20 protein-coding genes are annotated in these 18,033 nt (G+C 37.6%); 2 read left to right on the top strand and 18 right to left on the bottom strand.

The genetic code is table 11. The features are described 5' to 3' along the window. The 14 genes from SPI61_RS04960 to map all read right to left on the bottom strand — a co-directional run bounded on the left by SPI61_RS04960 (position 1) and on the right by map (position 12,083). A complete protein-coding gene (locus SPI61_RS04960; protein WP_321137011.1) occupies positions 1-2,211 on the bottom strand; it encodes a penicillin-binding transpeptidase domain-containing protein in 2,211 nt (736 codons plus the stop codon). Continuing rightward, the gene (locus SPI61_RS04955) at positions 2,211-2,642 is read right to left on the bottom strand and encodes an FtsB family cell division protein (RefSeq protein WP_321137010.1); all 432 of its coding nucleotides are present in this window, start codon (positions 2,640-2,642) and stop codon (positions 2,211-2,213) included. The genes SPI61_RS04960 and SPI61_RS04955 overlap by 1 nt, the downstream gene beginning before the upstream one ends. A gap of 9 nt (positions 2,643-2,651) precedes the next feature. After that, positions 2,652-3,584 (bottom strand): 16S rRNA (cytosine(1402)-N(4))-methyltransferase RsmH, encoded by a 933-nt coding sequence (gene rsmH / locus SPI61_RS04950; protein ID WP_321137009.1) that lies wholly within the window; start codon positions 3,582-3,584, stop codon positions 2,652-2,654. Next, positions 3,571-4,020, bottom strand: a complete 450-nt coding sequence (gene mraZ, locus SPI61_RS04945) for a division/cell wall cluster transcriptional repressor MraZ (protein WP_321137086.1) — start codon at positions 4,018-4,020, stop codon at positions 3,571-3,573. The genes rsmH and mraZ overlap by 14 nt, the downstream gene beginning before the upstream one ends. A gap of 192 nt (positions 4,021-4,212) precedes the next feature. Continuing rightward, positions 4,213-4,857 carry a deoxyribose-phosphate aldolase gene (gene deoC, locus SPI61_RS04940; protein ID WP_321137008.1) on the bottom strand — a complete coding sequence of 215 codons (645 nt, stop codon included), beginning with the start codon at positions 4,855-4,857 and terminating at the stop codon, positions 4,213-4,215. Continuing rightward, positions 4,844-5,506: a TIGR01906 family membrane protein gene (locus tag SPI61_RS04935; protein WP_321137007.1), complete on the bottom strand. Its 663-nt coding sequence runs from the start codon at positions 5,504-5,506 to the stop codon at positions 4,844-4,846. The genes deoC and SPI61_RS04935 overlap by 14 nt, the downstream gene beginning before the upstream one ends. A 5-nt stretch (positions 5,507-5,511) precedes the next feature. Beyond that, positions 5,512-6,240 carry a YebC/PmpR family DNA-binding transcriptional regulator gene (locus SPI61_RS04930; RefSeq protein ID WP_321137006.1) on the bottom strand — a complete coding sequence of 243 codons (729 nt, stop codon included), beginning with the start codon at positions 6,238-6,240 and terminating at the stop codon, positions 5,512-5,514. Between the two features lies 1 nt (position 6,241). Beyond that, the gene (gene nadE, locus SPI61_RS04925; protein ID WP_321137005.1) at positions 6,242-6,964 is read right to left on the bottom strand and encodes an NAD(+) synthase; all 723 of its coding nucleotides are present in this window, start codon (positions 6,962-6,964) and stop codon (positions 6,242-6,244) included. Then, positions 6,964-7,587, bottom strand: a complete 624-nt coding sequence (locus tag SPI61_RS04920; protein ID WP_321137004.1) for a YigZ family protein — start codon at positions 7,585-7,587, stop codon at positions 6,964-6,966. Before SPI61_RS04920 ends, nadE begins: the two co-directional genes overlap by 1 nt. A 1-nt stretch (position 7,588) precedes the next feature. After that, the gene (hflX, locus tag SPI61_RS04915; RefSeq protein ID WP_321137003.1) at positions 7,589-8,809 is read right to left on the bottom strand and encodes a GTPase HflX; all 1,221 of its coding nucleotides are present in this window, start codon (positions 8,807-8,809) and stop codon (positions 7,589-7,591) included. Positions 8,810-8,886: 77 nt separating this feature from the next. Beyond that, entirely contained in the window at positions 8,887-9,498 is a 612-nt protein-coding gene (locus SPI61_RS04910) for a peptidylprolyl isomerase (RefSeq protein ID WP_414601518.1), read from the bottom strand. 177 nt (positions 9,499-9,675) lie between these two features. Continuing rightward, the gene (locus tag SPI61_RS04905; RefSeq protein WP_321137084.1) at positions 9,676-9,999 is read right to left on the bottom strand and encodes a DUF1667 domain-containing protein; all 324 of its coding nucleotides are present in this window, start codon (positions 9,997-9,999) and stop codon (positions 9,676-9,678) included. Continuing rightward, positions 9,989-11,332: an MATE family efflux transporter gene (locus tag SPI61_RS04900; RefSeq protein ID WP_321137002.1), complete on the bottom strand. Its 1,344-nt coding sequence runs from the start codon at positions 11,330-11,332 to the stop codon at positions 9,989-9,991. The genes SPI61_RS04905 and SPI61_RS04900 overlap by 11 nt, the downstream gene beginning before the upstream one ends. Continuing rightward, a complete protein-coding gene (map, locus tag SPI61_RS04895) occupies positions 11,325-12,083 on the bottom strand; it encodes a type I methionyl aminopeptidase (RefSeq protein ID WP_321137001.1) in 759 nt (252 codons plus the stop codon). Before map ends, SPI61_RS04900 begins: the two co-directional genes overlap by 8 nt. 172 nt (positions 12,084-12,255) lie before the next feature. Between map and SPI61_RS04890 the strand changes: the two genes are divergently transcribed. Together SPI61_RS04890 and SPI61_RS04885 are read left to right on the top strand one after the other, a co-directional pair. Further along, positions 12,256-12,888 (top strand): ATP-binding cassette domain-containing protein, encoded by a 633-nt coding sequence (locus SPI61_RS04890; RefSeq protein ID WP_321137000.1) that lies wholly within the window; start codon positions 12,256-12,258, stop codon positions 12,886-12,888. After that, positions 12,878-13,657, top strand: a complete 780-nt coding sequence (locus SPI61_RS04885) for an ABC transporter permease (RefSeq protein WP_321136999.1) — start codon at positions 12,878-12,880, stop codon at positions 13,655-13,657. Before SPI61_RS04890 ends, SPI61_RS04885 begins: the two co-directional genes overlap by 11 nt. Positions 13,658-13,693: 36 nt before the next feature. Here SPI61_RS04885 and SPI61_RS04880 read toward each other — a convergent pair whose 3' ends face one another. The 4 genes from SPI61_RS04880 to SPI61_RS04865 all read right to left on the bottom strand — a co-directional run bounded on the left by SPI61_RS04880 (position 13,694) and on the right by SPI61_RS04865 (position 18,021). Then, on the bottom strand, positions 13,694-14,677 hold the full coding sequence (locus SPI61_RS04880) for a uroporphyrinogen decarboxylase family protein (RefSeq protein WP_321136998.1): 984 nt from the start codon (positions 14,675-14,677) through the stop codon (positions 13,694-13,696). A 10-nt stretch (positions 14,678-14,687) separates the two neighbouring features. Beyond that, on the bottom strand, positions 14,688-15,326 hold the full coding sequence (locus SPI61_RS04875) for a B12-binding domain-containing protein (protein ID WP_321136997.1): 639 nt from the start codon (positions 15,324-15,326) through the stop codon (positions 14,688-14,690). Position 15,327: 1 nt separating this feature from the next. Further along, positions 15,328-15,909, bottom strand: coding sequence for a hypothetical protein (locus SPI61_RS04870; protein WP_321136996.1), 582 nt, complete (start codon positions 15,907-15,909; stop codon positions 15,328-15,330). A 93-nt stretch (positions 15,910-16,002) separates the two neighbouring features. Next, positions 16,003-18,021, bottom strand: coding sequence for a heavy metal translocating P-type ATPase (locus SPI61_RS04865; protein WP_321136995.1), 2,019 nt, complete (start codon positions 18,019-18,021; stop codon positions 16,003-16,005). Positions 18,022-18,033 lie beyond the last annotated feature (12 nt).

Genomic DNA, 18,033 nt, shown 5'->3' with positions numbered 1-18,033 from the left:
CTATTCCTCTTCAAATACTAAATCTATTCTCATGTCATCTTTAATTTCACTTCCCGGCTCAGCAGTTTGCTTTACACACTTGCCTTTGCCTGAAGTATTAATCTTTATTCCACGACTCTTTGCCAATTCCTTCGCTTCGTCAATAGTGAGTCCCTTAAAATTCGGAACTTCTTCCTCAGGTTTTAAATTTTTAACCTCGATAAGCACTATATCGTCTTTACCGATATACGAACCGACCGCCGGATTGACTTCTTCTACAATTGAATTTTCTTTAATGTCGTCTTGGTCAAGTCTAAATTTAACTTTGCTTTCATTTAAAAGCTTTGCTGCATCTTTAAGGCTCATGCCCATAATGTCCGGAACCGAAAGAACTTCTTCCTTTTCTTCAGTTGTTTCTGTGCTTGGCTTTATTCCCAAAATCGGGAAAATATCCGACATAATCCTCGAGCTGACAGGTCCGGCAATCGTTCCTCCGTAAGGAATACCATTTCCAGGTTCCTCAACTGAAACAAAAACCAAAACTTTCGGGTCATCAATCGGCGCAACACCGACAAATGAAGCAATGTATTTATCCTTTAAATATTTTCCTTTGTCCGGAACCATCGCCGTTCCCGATTTGCCGCCGACTCTGAAGCCCTCAACACGTCCAAGTTTATTGTTTTCATTTACTGTCACTTCCATAATTTCTCTCATCTTGTCAGACGTTCTCTTGGAAATAACTTTTCTTCTGATTTCCACAGGAAATCTTTTTATAACTTCTCCGTTTGAGCGAATTTCTTTCACAATTCTCGGTTTTAAAAGATATCCTCCGTTAACGGCGGCTGACATCGCCATACAAGATTGTATATTTGTGCTCGCAATTCCTTGTCCATAGCTTACAGTCGCAAGTGTTGCCGGTGTCATATCTAAAACAGTTTGCGGTATAATACCGCTTTGTTCACCGTTCAAATCAACGCCGCTCTTTTCTCCAAAGCCATACGCTTTTATATACTTAAGGAATTTTTCACGTCCAAGTTTTCTTGCGATTTGAATAAATGCAACGTTACAGCTTTCGGAATATGCATGCGTGATGTCAAGTTTCCCGTGCGGATTTTGCCACCTTACACATCTTAACACAATTCCCGGAATATCTGTAACGGCACCATTACAATAAAGGTCTGTAGAATCGTCTGCAAGTCCTTCCTCTATTGCCGCAGATAAAGTGACCGTCTTAAAAGTGGAGCCTGGCTCGTAAAGAACATTCACATTTAAATTGTTCCAATTCTTTTGCCACTCCCCGATCATTTCATCATTAGTTTTATCTTTCCACTCTTCCGCCTGCGCTTCATCTCTTGGAGCTCGCGGATTGTTATTGTCATATTTATTTGTGTCGGTCATCGCAAGAATGTCCCCGTTCGTCGGGTCCATAACAATTACCGAAACACTCTTCGCATTGTTTTCTTCTTTCGCTCTTAATGCTTCTCTGTCTGCAATTCGTTGAATTTTATCAGAAACTGTTAAAATGACGTCCCCTCTTCCGTCGCCGCCAAATGTCTTTACTTCCGAAAACGGCAATATCTTGTTATACATGTCCGTCATCTTTATAACTCTTTGCGGTTCACCGAAAAGACTGTCGTTCATCGTTAGTTCAAGTCCGGAAAGACCGTTTTGGTCAATGTCCGTAAAACCTAAAATATGGTCATACATAAATCCGTCCGGATAAAAGCGTCTTTCTCTTTCCTCTATTTCAAGACCTTTCGTATCAAAGTCTTCCAAATTTCTTATTTCTTCCACATTTGTTTCCGGCGCCCATTGAACAATTTTAGTTCTTTTTTCGCCTTCAAGAATTTTTAAAATGTCTTCCGTGTCCAAATCAAAAACTTCAGCAACTTCCTGAACAAATTTTTCCTTATTCTTGTTTCCACCGGAGCCGTCCTCTGCAGTTCCCTTGTAAGTATTTGGATTTAGCCAAACTGTGTATGCCGGAATATTAAAAGCAAGTCTGGTTCCTTCCGAATCCAAAATCTCCCCACGAGTATTATTTATACTGTAGCTTTTTGTCCATTGGGAAAGTGCATCTTTTTTTAATGCCGCCCCTTTTATGATAGCAACATCAAAAAGTTTAAACAAAACATATATAGCGAATAAAGAAATTCCAAAAACCACAAACAAAACTCTACCGTTTCTAAGTTTGTTTGTCTTTTTAATCCTTTTATTTATTTTATTCTTCATTATCTGAATAATGCTCCAAAGATTGTATCAAAAGTCTTCTTTTTTACTAAAACTTTTTCTTGTGTTTCTTGTGAATTTATATAAATCTTGTCATTCTCTCCCGGATAAATCATTCCAAGAAGAGTTTGAGCTTGTTCTTCGACCAATTTTGAGGAGCGAATTTTTTCAAGCTTTGCTTCCTTCAAATCAATTTCCTTTTGAACTGTGGCAATATTTGTTTTTATGTGATTTACTTCAGATTGCAATTTTGATACTCCGGCTCTGCCGTTTATATAAGAAAATGCAAAGGAAATAATCACAAATAATGCAAGTGAAGCATCTCTCATCAACTTTCTTTTAAGCGCTTTTTCGTTCTTCTTTTTTACTGCAAGAGCCTTTTTGCGCTTTGAATCCAAATCTTCATTTTTAATTTCATATGCTAAATTTGTCATATTTCCTCCTTATATTTTTTCTATTATTCTGAGCTTTGCACTGTGAGCTCTACTGTTTTCCTTAAGTTCATTTTTAGAAGCTGTTATCGGTTTTCTTGTAATAACATTCCCCGTTTTTTCTTTGTCGCATGTACAAACGGGTTGCTTCGGATCGCAGATACAATCGAGTTCGTAATATCTGAATGCGTTTTTTACGATTCTGTCTTCGAGCGAATGAAACGATATAATTGCAAGTCGTCCACCGCTTTTTAAAAGAAAGAATGCGTCCTCTATTGCCGATTGAAGTGCATTTAATTCATCGTTTACTTCAATTCTAAGAGCTTGATAAATTCTTAAAAGCGACTTCGTCTTTTTGTCCGGTGCCCCTAAAACCGATTTTTTTATTATGTCATTTAATTGATTTGTGCTTGTGATTCTTCCGTTTAATCTTTCGTCTACAATATTTTGAGCGATCTTTTTTGAAAATCTTTCTTCGCCGTATTCAAAGAAAATTTTTGTAAGCTCTTCAAGACTGTACTCATTTACGATTTCTTCAGCTGTGAGAGACTGTCTTCTATCCATTCTCATATCAAGTGGAGCGTCATCCCTAATTGTAAACCCTCTTGATTTTTCATCAATTTGATATGAACTTACTCCGATATCAAGCATTATTCCGTCAAATCCGAATAATCCATATGGCATCAAAAGTTCTTTCATATTTTTGAAATTGCCTCTTATAAAAGTTGTCTTATCTTTAAACTCTCTAAGCTTCTCCTTTGCCGCCTTTAGAGCATCCTCATCTTGGTCGATGCATACAAGACGACCCGTTGTAAGTCTTTTTGCAATTTCATAACTATGTCCGCCACCGCCGACAGTTCCGTCCAAATATAATCCGTCAGGCTTTATGTTTAAACCGTCAATCGTCTCATTTAAGAGTACACTTTTGTGGCTAAATGTCTCCATCAAGACCACCTCCGAAATTAAACTTTTCCATAACTTCTTCAAGTGCGTCTTCGCTGTCTTCAAAATCGTTGTAATCTTCGTATCTTTCCTTGGACCATATTTCAACTCTGTTTGCAAGTCCAAGTAAAATAACATCTTTGTCAAGTCCGGCATATTCTCGCAGCTTTGCCGGAATAAGTATCCTTCCCTGTTTGTCCGTTGTAACGTCTGCAGCCATTGAGAAGAAGCTTCTTTGCAAACGTCTTGCATCTTTTTTGGAGAGTGGAAGCGATGAAATATGATTTTGGAATTTTATCCAATTTTCTTCATTATACGCAAATAAACAGTGATCAAGTCCTATTGTTACAAAGAACCTTTCACCGAGCGAGCTTCTCAGCTTTGACGGAATTATAAGTCTGCCTTTTCCGTCAACAGTGTGTTCATATGAGCCCAACATGCTATTTTCAATTGAAGCAAAATCTAAATCAGCCATATCTCCACTTAGTGCCACTTAGCACCACTTCCCTCCACTTACTTATATTTTACCGTAAAGAATGGCGATTTACCACTAATTATTACCGTTTTATGACAATAAAAAAAAGTAATAAAAAAAACGGGCATTATAACCCCGTTTTTATCCTATTACTTCCTAATTTTGCGTAAGTATTGAACTTGATTTGCTTGCTCCAATTCTTGTTGCTCCGGCTTCAATTAGATCCATTGCGAACTTTTTATCTCTTATTCCACCTGCGGCTTTTATCCCGCATTCCCCACTTACAACACTTTTTATAAGCAATATGTCATGAACCGATGCACCTCTTGTTGAAAAACCTGTTGAAGTTTTAACAAAATCCGCTCCCGATTCCATAACAATCTTTGATGCCGAAAGAATTTCTTCGTCTGTTAAAAGTGCAGTTTCGATTATGCACTTTAAAACCCTTTCTCCGCAAACTTTTTTTATATTCTTAATTTCGTTCGAAACATATTTTGTATCGCATTGAATAAGTTTTCCCACATTTATTACCATGTCAATTTCATCCGCACCGTTTTCGATCGCATCTTTTGTTTCAAAAACTTTTGTGGCAGTTGTGTTTTGTCCGAGCGGAAAACCGACGACCGTACAAACCTCAACATCGCTGTCTTTTAAGAGTTCGTGAGCCAATTTTACAAACGATGGATTTACGCAAACGCTTTTAACATTCAGCTTTTTCGCTTCATCCACAAGTTTTATTATATCACTTTCAACAGCATTCGGATTCAAATTCGTGTGGTCAAAATATTTACTTAGTTCCATAGGAAACCTTCTCCTCTCTTTTTGAAAAAAATCTAAAACATAGAACTGCAACCAAAACTATAATAAAATAAACAATTATAGTCATCATCGATATCGAATAAAATATTTTCTCCGGCAATAAATTAATCATTAGAGAATATCTCGGGTCCATGAGCCAAAGATCATTAGAAAATAAAACTTTATGAAACGCAGTCCAAAACTTTTCAAAATTTATAATCGCAGGCGCAAAAATTAAAACCGGGAATACTATAAACAAATACCATCTTCTCGAAATATCGATTGATGAAATACACTTTTTATTTTTGATTATAATAAACGCCGCCGAAAAAAAGCTTAAAATACAAATAATTCTTACCATTCGAAAAAGCCTATAGACATCTTTCATGTGGCTGACCTCGTCTTCGCTATAGACCGAATCAATTAAACTCGAATCTTCTCTCGTATTAAAAAGATATCCCTTAAGTCTTTTTATTTCCCCAAGATACTCCTCTTCGGTAAATCCGCTGAATTCCTTTATATTTTCATCGCTCCTATAAACAGATTTATAAATTCTTTTGTTAAACGACAAAACGAGTACGGAAAAAATCAGAGCAAATATAAATATTAAAAATATAAGCCCGTACGTAACGGGCTTTAGTTTAGTTTTCATATTTATTAATCTGCCAAATTGTGATAAACTTCTTGAACGTCATCGAGTTCTTCAAGAGAATCTATAAGCCTTTCAATCTTTGCTCGCTTTTCTTCTTCAACTTCAATTTCCGTGTCCGGAATGAATGTAACTTCAGATGCAGCAATTGCATAACCTTTGTTTTCAAGCGCTGTCTTTACAGTGTCATAGTCTTTCGGGTCCGTAAAAATTTCAATTACATCGTCTTCAGCTTGAACATCTTCTGCGCCGGCATCAATTGCTTCAAGCATGAGTTCGTCAACATCAATCGGATTGTCTTCATCTTGTTCGATTGCAATGTAGCCCTTCATATTAAACATATATGAAACCGAGCCAGTTGTTCCGAGATTTCCGCCGCATTTATCAAAAACGTGACGTACATCTGCTGCCGTTCTGTTTCTGTTGTCGGTCAAACAGTGTGCCATAATTGCAACGCCGTCTCCACCGTATCCTTCATAAGTTATTTCTTCATAACTTACGCCGTCGAGTTCACCTGCACCTTTTTTAATAGCTCTGTCGATATTGTCGGCAGGCATATTTACAGCTTTAGCTTTATCTATTGCAGCCTTTAAAGATGGGTTAAAATCAGGATTTGTTCCCCCTTCTTTAACAGCAACCATTATATATTTAGCAATTTTTGTAAATGCTTGTGCTCTCTTTGCGTCTTCTTTACCTTTTTTGTTTTTAATATTGTTCCATTTTGAATGTCCTGACATATTATTCTTCCTCTCTTTTATAAAATATAGGTACACATCTTTTGTGCTCTGTTTTTTTAATCATTGATTCTATTTTTTGTTTTTGTTTTTCATCTATTTTTTCGCCCGACAGATATCCGTCAAGCTCAGCATATGAAATTCCCATTTCATCTTCATCAGTCTGTCCTTCGAAAAGTCCTGCCGACGGTGGTTTTTTTAAAATCGCATCGGGGACTTCAAGAAGTTCTCCCATTTTATAAATCTCGCTCTTTATATATTCCCTGAGTGGCATAACGTCAACTCCGCTGTCGCCATGCTTTGTAAAATATCCGGTCAGATATTCACTCTTATTTGTCGCTCCGCAAACCAATAAATTGTTTGTCTGTGCAACCTGATATAAAGTCGTCATTCTGAGCCTAGGTTTCAGATTCGTGTTTGCAAGCGCGCTACCTGTATCCGGAAGCACCTTTATAAACTCATCATAAATATCGCTTAAATCTATTCTTAAAATTTCTCTATCCGAATCCTTTGTAAGTAAATCCGCATCAATTTCGTCACTTTTAAGCGAGTGAATCGGCATCTTTATCGCAATAAATTTAAGCGGCAAAGGCTCCAGAATTTTAAACGTAACAGACGAGTCGAGCCCCCCTGAAATTCCAAGCACATATCCGTCCGTATGTGTTTCCTTGGAGTAGTTCAAAAGAAATTCTCTTATTTTATTTATTTCACAATTAAAATCAATCACTATCTTAAAACCTCTTTAACAATTTCCGTTTTTGCAGTGCCCGATGTGAGATCTGCCACATCGGAAATGAATTTATCTTTTGATTTTTCCGGAACAGTGACAACGACTTTTACGTCTTCAAAAAATTCCGTATCCAAAATCTGAATTGCGGCATTATTTATATAATTCAAAAGAATATCATATAAATCATAACCCACATCTATCATTATATCATAAAAAGTCTTGAAACTCCTAATTCCGGCTTCTTCAATTACACCTGTCGCAGAAGACATATATGCCCTTGTAAGCCCGCCGGCTCCAAGTTTTATCCCTCCAAAATATCTCGTAACGACAATCATACAGTTTTCAAGTTCATTCATTTTTAAAGCCTTTAAAATCGGAAGTCCCGCGGTGCCCGACGGTTCTCCGTCATCTTCCGCCTTTTCCCGAAGTCCGCCCACATCGAAAGTGTAAGCGTAACAGTGGTGTGTAGCCTTTGGATGCTTTTCTTTAACATGGTTTATAAATTCTATCGCATCTTCTTCGGATTGAATCATTCTCGCTTCCGCTAAAAATATCGACTTCCTTATCTCATATCTGAATTCCTCGGTAGATTGAACCGACTTAAAAGGTTTTATATCCATATCATAAACCCCTCTTCAAATATTTTATATATGTTACCTCTGTGCCTTCGTCGGAATATTTCTTGGAAATTATTCCGTTTCTTTCCATAAACAAACTGAGCTCTTTCGCCTCGCTGTAAGGAAAAAACTTTGTTTCCTCCACCGCTTCTCCATAGAGTTCGAGCTCAATTGCAGTCAATAAACTTAAAACGTCTGCATCATTATATGCGCTTATAACCATATCCGCATCCGCATAAATATGTTTATCTGTAACTTTGTCGGCTTTATTATAAACTTTTATTATTTTTTTGTCGCCAAGCCCCAACTCTTTAATGAGCTCTTCAGTTGTTTCAATTTCAACATCCAAATTTTTGTTGGAAATATCCAGAACCTGAACAAGAAGATCCGCACTCTTTATTTCCGAAAGAGTTGAGCGAAACGCATCCACAAGTTGATGTGGAAGATCACTGATAAGCCCGACCGTATCCGTCAAAATCATTTCGCCCCCGTGCGGAAGTTCTATTCTTCTGGCATGCGTGTCGAGCGTTGCAAAAAGCCGGTCGTCTGCATAAACACTCTTCTCTTCGTCGGCTCCGGAGAGCTCGATAATTCTATTTAAAAGTGTCGACTTTCCCGTGTTAGAATATCCGATTAACGAAACAATTGGAATGCTGCTTTCAGTCCTCATCTTCGACTTCGTATCGAGAACTACTTGTGCCGCCTTAACATCCTCTTTGAGTTTATCTATTCGCTTTCTTAAAACACGTCTGTCGAGCTCGAGCTTTTGTTCACCGGCGCCTCTCATACCCATGACTCCGAATTGTCTGTCCATGTCTTTTCGCATGCCCCGAAGTCTCGGATACATATAAGAGAGTGTTGCAAGTTCGACTTGCAGTTTTCCGAACGCCGTCGTCGCCCTTTGGTTAAAAAGTTCAAGTATAAGTTGATTTCTGTCTATAACGAGCATATCAAACTCGTCCTTAACATTTTGAAGTTGCCTTGGACTCAAATCCTCACAAACAACAACGAAGTCCGCTTTCAGTTCGCTCGAAATATTTGAAAAATATTCAATTTTTCCACTCCCGAAATAGTATTTCGGATTTATTCTTTGAATATTTTGAATCAAAACCGAAATAACTTCCGCACCTAGACTTTTTACAAGCTCTATATTCTCCTTTTGGCGCGGAGAATCTTCGGAAATGTCGTTTGCAATTATAATCGCTTTTTTATCTTTAAAATCCAAGCATGTTCACCCACTACATTATACAGTATTTGAGCGAACTTGACAAGTAAAGGTCGATTTGAAATCGACCCTTTGACTTATTTATATTTTATTACCTCTGCTGATTCAATAACTACAGGTTCAACCGGTTTGTCCATTTCACCGGTCTTTGTGTTTGCAATTTTATCAACAACGTCGATACCTTCAACAACTTGACCGAAAACAGTGTGATGTCCGTCGAGATGCGGTGTTCCTCCGAAGACTGTGTACATCTTCTTCCATGTGTCATTTACATATGAAGGATCCACATATGCTTCATATTGAGGCATTGCTTCAGCCGGTATATTGCTGTTTTGAACGATGAAAAATTGACTTCCGTTTGACATAGGTTGTCCTGTGTTTGCCATTGAAAGCGCACCTCTGATATTAATTAAATTCGGTACAAATTCGTCTTCAAAACCTTCGCCGTAAATGCTTTCTCCGCCCATACCTGTTCCGTCAGGGTCTCCGCCTTGAATCATAAAATCCTTTATAACTCTGTGGAATGTAACGCCATCATAGTATTTGTCTTCGATATGCTTTGTGAGATTTTCAACTGTCTTCGGTGTCAAATCTCTGAAAAGCTTAATTTTAATATCGCCCATATTTGTATGGAAAATTGCAATTTCATCGCCTTCCTTAAGCGGTTGAAGTTGCGGCATATTCTTTATTTCTTCTTCTGTAAAATTCTTCTTGATTGATTCTTCGGTCATATATTCATCCTCCGTAATTCCATTCTTGTCGTCTTTTGCTACATTTCCTTTGCCTGTGTCTTGTTTTTGGCATCCTATTGAAAAGAAAGCCAACACTATCATAAGTTTTAATAAATGTTTCATATTTTCCTCCGTTTAATTCGATATTTTTCTTTGAGATATAAAATTTATCCCCGTATTTCCCAAGTTTTCTATAACAACTTCGTTTGCCCCTATAGGTGGCTCAAGTGTTATACTTTTTAAAAACTCCTTGCACTCTTCTTTTTCCAACTCGTCGAGTTCTCTGTCAGACTTCACACTCAAGTGCCCTTTTGACGAATTGATTACATTTACTTGCGTATAAAAAATAGATTTTTCCTCGTAATTTTTATACGACAATCCGCGAGCGCACTTGTTTCCATAAACTTCCCCGTCTTTCACCACAAGATGGCAACCGACCGGACAGTTTTTACAAACCACTTCCAAGATTTAACCTCCTGTGTTTAAATATATTGAACCAAGTGAATGATACGATTCCTTTTAAAATACTTGTTGCACTTACGGCTATCCAAATGCCCGCAATTCCAAAATGTGGAATAAGCGCATAGCTGAGAGGTATTCTTAAAAGATTTCCCGTAATTCCGATTAAAGACGGCGGTTTTGTCATAGAAATACCATTAAAAGCCCCTTCCGTCACTATTTCAATACACATAAAAAGTTGGCTGAACGAAAGCACCATCAAATACATAGCACCATATTTTATTGCTTCCGGTTCATGCAAAAACAGTTTTATGATCGGATATCTTCCGAAATATAGAAGTGCATTCGCAAAAAGACCGACACAAATCATTATTCTCAAACTCGTAAAGTAAGCTTTGTTCGCTCTTTCGTGTTTTTCTGCACCGAAATTTTGTCCTATAAAAGTCGCATTCGCCGTACTGAAGCCCCCTGCTGTCATCCATGAAATACTTTCAATTTCCGTTCCGATGGACTGTCCTGCAACAGGTGCCGCACCGAAGGCGTTTACCATTTTATTCAAATACATCGAAATAAAACAGTGCATGCCCGATTGAAGAGCCGGCGGAATACCGAGGCTTAGAATTCTTCTTACCTTTTTCGGCTCCCACTTTTTTAAATAGTCGACCTGTGCATATAAAAATTCATGCTTCTTTCCAAAATGTATAAATACAAAGAATACAAAAAGTTGTGAAATCGTAGTTGCAAGTGCCGCTCCAAACACTCCCCAATCAAAGAAATGAATAAAAAGCGGGTCAAGAACCATATTCACAAAAACCCCCGTTCCATTTACTATAAATGTCGCACGTGAATTGCCCGTCGAATTTAAAATTACAGACATAATCGGATTCATAAACAAAAATAAAAATCCGACACTTATGGTTCTAAGATATGTGTATGCATTCTTTAATGTGTTCGTGTCGATAATATTAAAAAATGACAAAAGCTCTTTGTAAAAGAAAAAAACAATTGACGAGAATATGATTGCTATTATCGCATTTAGTTTTACTCCCGAATTGATATATCCGTGAACCGCATCAATATCTTTTCTTCCGAAGTTTTGGCTAACCGTGACTGCAAGACCGACTTGTGCAATCAGTGAAAAACTTTGAACCAGCCACCAAAAGAGTCCGCAAATTCCAACCGCCGCAACAGCCGATGTGTCAATAGTGCCGACCCAATAAAGGTCTGTCAAATTGTATGCCATTGTTAAAAAGCTGGTTCCCATAAGAGGTATTGCCAGCTTCAACATTTTTTGGGAAATCTTTCCCTCGGTCAGATCTACAACTCTAGCCATCTAAGCCCTCATCAGTCAAAATCCGCACGCCGTCACTTGTAACAGCCATTGTGTGCTCGTATTGACATGAAAGCTTGCCGTCCTTTGTCCTCGACGTCCAGCCGTTTTTATCCATTTTCATTTGCCATGTTCCGACATTAATCATCGGCTCAATGGTAAAAACCATGCCTTCTCTCATTCTCGCTCCGCGAATACCTGTATTGTAGTGAAAAACTTGCGGATCTTCGTGCATCTTTCTTCCGATGCCGTGTCCGATAAAGTCCTTCACAACCGAAAAGCCGAACTTTGAAACATATTCTTCTATAACAACTCCGATGTCACCGAAATGTGCTCCCGGTTTTACAACTTCAATTCCCTTGTAAAGAGCTTCCTTTGTGACATCCATCAGTAGCTTTGCTTCGTCACTTATATCTCCGACAGCATAGCTCCAAGCGGAATCGGAAAGATATCCGTCTTTGTTCACAACCATATCGATTGTAACAATGTCTCCGTCTTTAAGTTCTCTACTCGATGGAAATCCGTGACATATTTCATCGTTCACGCTTGCACAGGTTGCAAAAGGAAATCCCATATATCCTTTTTGCTCAGGCGTTGCTCCGTGTTCTTCCAAATACTTTTCTACAAATGAGTCTATTTCAAGTGTAGTTATGCCCGGAACGATAATCTTGCTCAAATTTTCGTGTACAGAACGAAGAAGTCTTCCCGACTCTTTCATTCCTTCTATCATTCTAGGCGTCTTTATTGATATCATTTTATCACCTATTCCTTATAGGTAATATTATAAGATAATATTTTATATTTTTCAACTTTTATTTATTACAAATTCGATTTATTGCGAGGTATTTTATAATTCTATAATCCTTTTTATGTAAAACTTGAAATTTAATATTTATTAAATTAAAATTAAAATTAGAGGTGATTATTTGTTTTTATTAAAAGATATAAAATTTAAGAATATACTCGATATAGAAAATCTTGAAATAAATGAAAATGTCGTGACAGTTGTTAAGGGTGAAAGCGGTTCCGGCAAATCCACAATGCTTAAACTGTTAAATAATATAATTTCTCCGGACAGCGGCATAGTTATGTACAACGGAGTCGACGTGAACGATATAAATCCTATAACTCTTAGAAGAGAGGTTATAATGCAGTCGCAATTTCCGACCATATTTCCCGGAAATGTGAGAGAAAATTTAAATTTTATCTTTACTCTTCGCGGCGAGGAAGGTCTTTCCGACGAAAAACTTTTAAAATCGATGGAAATTGTAAATCTGAAAAAAGATTTAAACGATGACGCCCAAAATTTAAGCGGCGGAGAAAAGACAAGACTCTCAATCGCAAGACTTTTTTTGGTGAAGCCGGATGTCTTTCTTCTGGACGAACCGGGTGCATCTCTTGATTCGAAGACTGAAGAAATATTGATGAACAATGTCATTGCCGAAATAAAAAAGAGGAATAAAACTTTAGTCTTTATTTCACACTCCGCAAATCCGGAAATCATTTCCGATGAAATTATTACTCTGAAAGACGGGAGAGTTATAAGTCATGAACGTTAGTGATATCAGTCTATACAATCTTATTTATGCATTTATATTTATCGCTTTTATGATTTTGGTTTTTAATATCAAAAAAATTCGCCTGAGTAAAATCCTTGCATATTCAACTTTTAGAATGACATTGCAACTTATACTCGTCGGATATATTTTGAGTTATATCTTCGATAAACCAAGTCCATATATAACTCTTTTGATTCTCGGTATAATCGAAACTTTCGCAATTTTAAACGCGATAAAACGTTTGAAAATAAAAAACAAAATGATGAAAAAGCTTACGGCTATTTCAATCCTCGTGGGTTCAGTTACAGTTGTATTTTACTTTTTATTGGTAGTTATAAAAATAACCCCGTGGTACAATCCGCAATTTTTCATCCCTATTTCCGGAATGGTCATCGGAAACACAATGACAGGTGTGACGCTCGCACTAAAGACATATATGACCGGATTTAAAGACAACAAAGAGCTCATAAACGGCAGCCTTATGATTGGTGCTTCACCAAAAGCTGCTACAAAATTTATTGCAAAAGAAGCAATTGACAACGCGCTCCTCCCTTCACTCAATAAAATGTTCGGCATGGGAATAATATTTTTGCCTGGCATGATGACCGGACAAATTCTTTCCGGCATAAGTCCGAATACCGCAATCATTTACCAAATTATAATTATGCTCGCCTCGTTTTCGAGTAATGCAATCAGCGTAATTTTGGTTTCTGAAATTGCACACATGGCATTTTTTAACAACAGAGCGCAAATTATAGATATAGAGTAAAATAAAACCCTCCACATTTCTTGTGGAGGGAATTTTTTAATTTCCATAATCTCTAAATCTATTTTTTGTAACTCTTATCGCTTCTTTTATATTTTCATCCGGCGCATCGTTCGGTGCATTGCATCCGAAAGCCACCATAAAGTTGTCATACGGCTCCATCTTGTCCAAAAGCTCAGTCGTCTTCTTGTTTACTTCTTCAGGCGTGCCCTTTCCGATAAGTCTTATCGGGTCTAGATTGCCAACCAAAATTTTGTCGCTCGGAAAATGTTTAATAACCTCTTCCATATTCATTATTTGGTCGAGGCTTATCGCGTCAGTGTTCGTTTCAATCATCATGTCCAAAAACTTCCACGTGTCGCCGCAAATGTGAAGTTGTTTCCAACAATCCACCGAATCATATACATAATTTAATCTCGGAAGCACGAGCTCTCTGAAATTTTCAGGGCTTAGAGTAACACTTGCCGGTTCTGCAATCGACATATATTTTACTCCCGCCTTGACAACCGCCTTCGCATATTCGCGAACAGCGTTTTTTGTGTATTCCAAAATTTCAATTACAAAGTCTTTATTTTTTATAATTTCGCGCAAGAGATGCGTCGCACCCGCAAGTTGAACTGCAAGTGTGAACGGTCCGAATATTGAAACATATAAAGGCTTGTCGATATTTGAACTGATTAAGTTTTGGCTTTTCAAATTTGTCGGCATTCTTTTCAGACTATATGGGTCAGGAATTTCAAGATTTCTAATGCTTTCAATTGTCGTGAATTTATGTTCAAGTGGACTTGGGAAATCATAATCCGGTTTTAAGAGTTTCACCCCAAGCGATTCACTTATAATATTTCCGTCGCTCAAAGGATAGATAAAATCTCCCGGAAACTCCTCGTCGAGCCTTTCCGCCATCTTAAGTTGCGTTTCCGGCGAATTGTACACCTCATAAACTTTCTTGTCGACAAATTTTAAACCGTTTGTTCCCAAATCCGTCAAGAAAAATCTTCTGTTTTCGCTTTTTATATATTCCATTAGAGTCATATTATGCCAATTCACGTTTCATCAACTCCTTTACAAGTTCTACAGCTTCAACCGCATTCTTTGAAAATCCGTCAGCTTTAATTTCTTGTCTGAATTCTTCGGAAACCGGTCCGCCGCCGATGATAATAAGCGGCTTGTTTTTATTGTTGTTTAGCTTTACAACCTCCTCCATATTAGGCATTGTTGTCGTCATCATTGTGCTAAGACCAATAAAGTCCGCATTTACCTCTTCAGCTTTTTTTATAAATTCATAAGCTTTAACATTTTGTCCAAGGTCGATAACTTTAAAACCTGCAGCTCCGAACATTATCTTGACAATATTTTTTCCTATTTCGTGCAAATCACCTTCAACAACTCCAAGAACAATGGTTGGTCCGTCCGATTCCATCTTGTGGCTGCTCTTTTGTTGAAGATAATTTATCGCCATATTTAAAGTGTCTGCACAAACAATTACCTCGGAGACATAATACTCCTCTTCTTCAAAAAGATGTGTCACTCGAAGCATCCCTTCGCTCAGTGCGACATTATAGATATCGTCTTCTGAAACCCCGGCAGCGAGTGCTTCATCTATATAAGTTAAAATATTGTCTTCATCCATTTCAACAATTGCATTTGCAATCTTTTCAATATATTCATTCATATTAAAAACTCCCTTTCATTTCGCACTTCGCTTCGCACCCATCGCACGGAGAAAATTCCTTTAAACCCTCACTCTTTTGGAGCAGCGCTCTTATTGCGACAGATTTAACCGGGTACAGTTGATTGTATTCGTTAATCTTGACCGTATCAATCCCGACATTTTCGTAGATTTCTTTTTGAAAACTAACGGGATGCGTCTTTGTTCCCGGATATACGTATTTTTTTACGGAAAGTCCCGAGATTTCATAAATCTCTTTCATAATATGTTTTCTGTACATATCGAGTGTTACAATCCCTACTTTGTCCAAAACCATCGCCGGAAATGCCATCCCGCTTTCGATCAACTTTTCGATTTCTTTTTCAAAATCTTCTCCGATTGTGTAGACGATGTCCGCATACATCTCGTCTTCGTTTAAACGATATCCATAACTCAAATTTATATATTTTTCAAAATCCAGAAGACCTTGATCAATTTTTTTCATCATAACAGGTCTCGGTTCTCTGTCTTTAAATCCCAAAAATTTTATAACAGTGTCCTTTTTTGCTTTTACGTCTCTTACGACTTCTTCTCTATAGTCTTTCATAATACCTCTAATAATTTTACTCTATAATTTGATTTTAGCATATTGATATAAAAAAATCAAATAAAAAGAGGTTGAAAATTCAACCTCTAAACTCTATTTTGCACATTTATTATTGAGAAGTGCAATCAATACACATACTAGACTCAGTCCAACGTCTGCAAGAACCGCAAGATACATTCCGTTCTTTGCCCCGAGATAAATCGCCGTCAAAACACAAATCTTTGTTAAAAGTGACAATGCAACGATGAATTTTACATTTTTTAAAATCCTTCTCGACGCTCTTATTGTCATTGGAATCTTTCTAATATCATCATCCATAATGACAACATCACTCGATGTAATTGCCGCGTCCGAGCCCATCTTTCCCATCGAAATTCCGACATTCGCCGCTTCAAGCACCGCACTGTCGTTTATTCCGTCGCCGACAAAACTCATATGTCCATTTTCTCTTTTTTCCAGCATATATTCAAGCTTATCCGACGGACTCATTTCAGCTTTGTAATGCTCAAATCCCAAAAAGTCTGAAAGGGCCTTTACCTTTGATTCATTGTCGCCCGAGACAAGCACCGGCTCAATATTTAAATCTTTAATCTCTCTTATGACATCCATTGCGGAGTCTTTAAGTTTTTCTTCAAGATAAAATTCCCCAATCAACTTATTTTCTTCAAAAAGATGGATGACAAGACTTTCTCCGCCGCCTCTTATTTCATAACTCTTGTTTTGATATTTAAAATCTATTCCCGCTCCCGGAATTTCTGAAAGTTCTTCAGGTTCCGGCACATTGTCCATTTTAAAAGCGGTTGCAATCGGGTGAGTCGATCTCTTTTCTCCAATCGCCATTAAAAGTTTCAAATCTTCTTCGCTCATATCAGCCTTCTTTACAACCTTTACAAGCGACAATTTATTTTCAGTAACCGTTCCGGTTTTATCAAATCCGATTGTCTTTATATGACTCGTAGCATCGATAAATTCAGAGCCTTTAACAAGAATACCTTGTCTTGAAAGAGACCCAAGGCCAACGGCATAGCTGAGTGGAACACCGAGCACAACCGAGCAAGGACAGGACGTTACCAAAAATGCAAGACTCTTTCTTATCGCATCGTTGAAATCGCCCTTTGTTATAAGCGGTACAACTGCAATTAAAACTGCAAGACCGACAACAATCGGAGTGTAAATTCTTGCAAAAACCGTCAAGAATTTTTCCTGTTTACTCTTCTTTTTCGCAGCTTCTCTTACAAGATCGTCCATTTGTTTTAAGAGCGAATGGTCGGAATCCTTATAAACTTCAAGCGTTGCTTTTTTACCAACGACAATCGAACCCGCCGAAATAATTTCGCCCTTATTAAATATTCTAGGTTCCGATTCTCCTGTAAATGAAGATGTGTCAATTGATGCATACTCATCAAGCAATATTGAGTCAAGCGTTACCATTTCGAACGGTTCAACCTCAATTTTTGAACCGACCTTGACATCGCTTGCAGACTTTTCAACTGTGGAACCGTCTTCAAGAACAACTCTTGCTCGTCTTTCCTTCTTCGTAACAGTATTTCTCAAATCTCTCGTTGCGCGTTCAACTGCAAGATCCGTTAAAAATTCTCCGACTCTATAAAGAACGATAACCGCCGCGCCTTCCTTCGCTTCCCCGATTAAAACGGCACCGACTGAAGAAACCATCATTAGAACTTGTTCATCGAGTCCATTTCCTTTCATAAGAACCTTTATTGCGTTTTTATAAACAACAAATCCGGAAATAACAAGGGATGCAATCGCGATATAATTATTTTTAAACACAAACGATAAAATGAGAAGAGCTCCGCCGAATAAAATACTTAAAAATTCAAAACTTTTAAAATCAATTCCTTCCTCTTCTTCCATATATTCTGCCGCTTGACTCGAATCTTCCGCATGTTTTACATCTACTAAAACCACATCCGGCTCTATCGACTGAACAATCTCCAAAACTTCATTTTTCTTTAAATCTCCGTCGACTTCCAAACTTCTGTCGATATAATTTAGAGTTGCACTTTTTACCGATTCGTGCTTATTTAATTTTTCCTCAATCTTCCTTGCACAATTCGGACACAACTCGCCTTTTAAAATATACTCTGTCATATTGACCTCCTT

It is taken from the genome of Ezakiella sp. (assembly GCF_034180565.1).
Classification (GTDB): domain Bacteria; phylum Bacillota; class Clostridia; order Tissierellales; family Peptoniphilaceae; genus Ezakiella.
The sequence above is the reverse complement of the archived record's forward strand: the minus strand, read 5'-3'. Positions and strand labels throughout refer to the sequence as shown.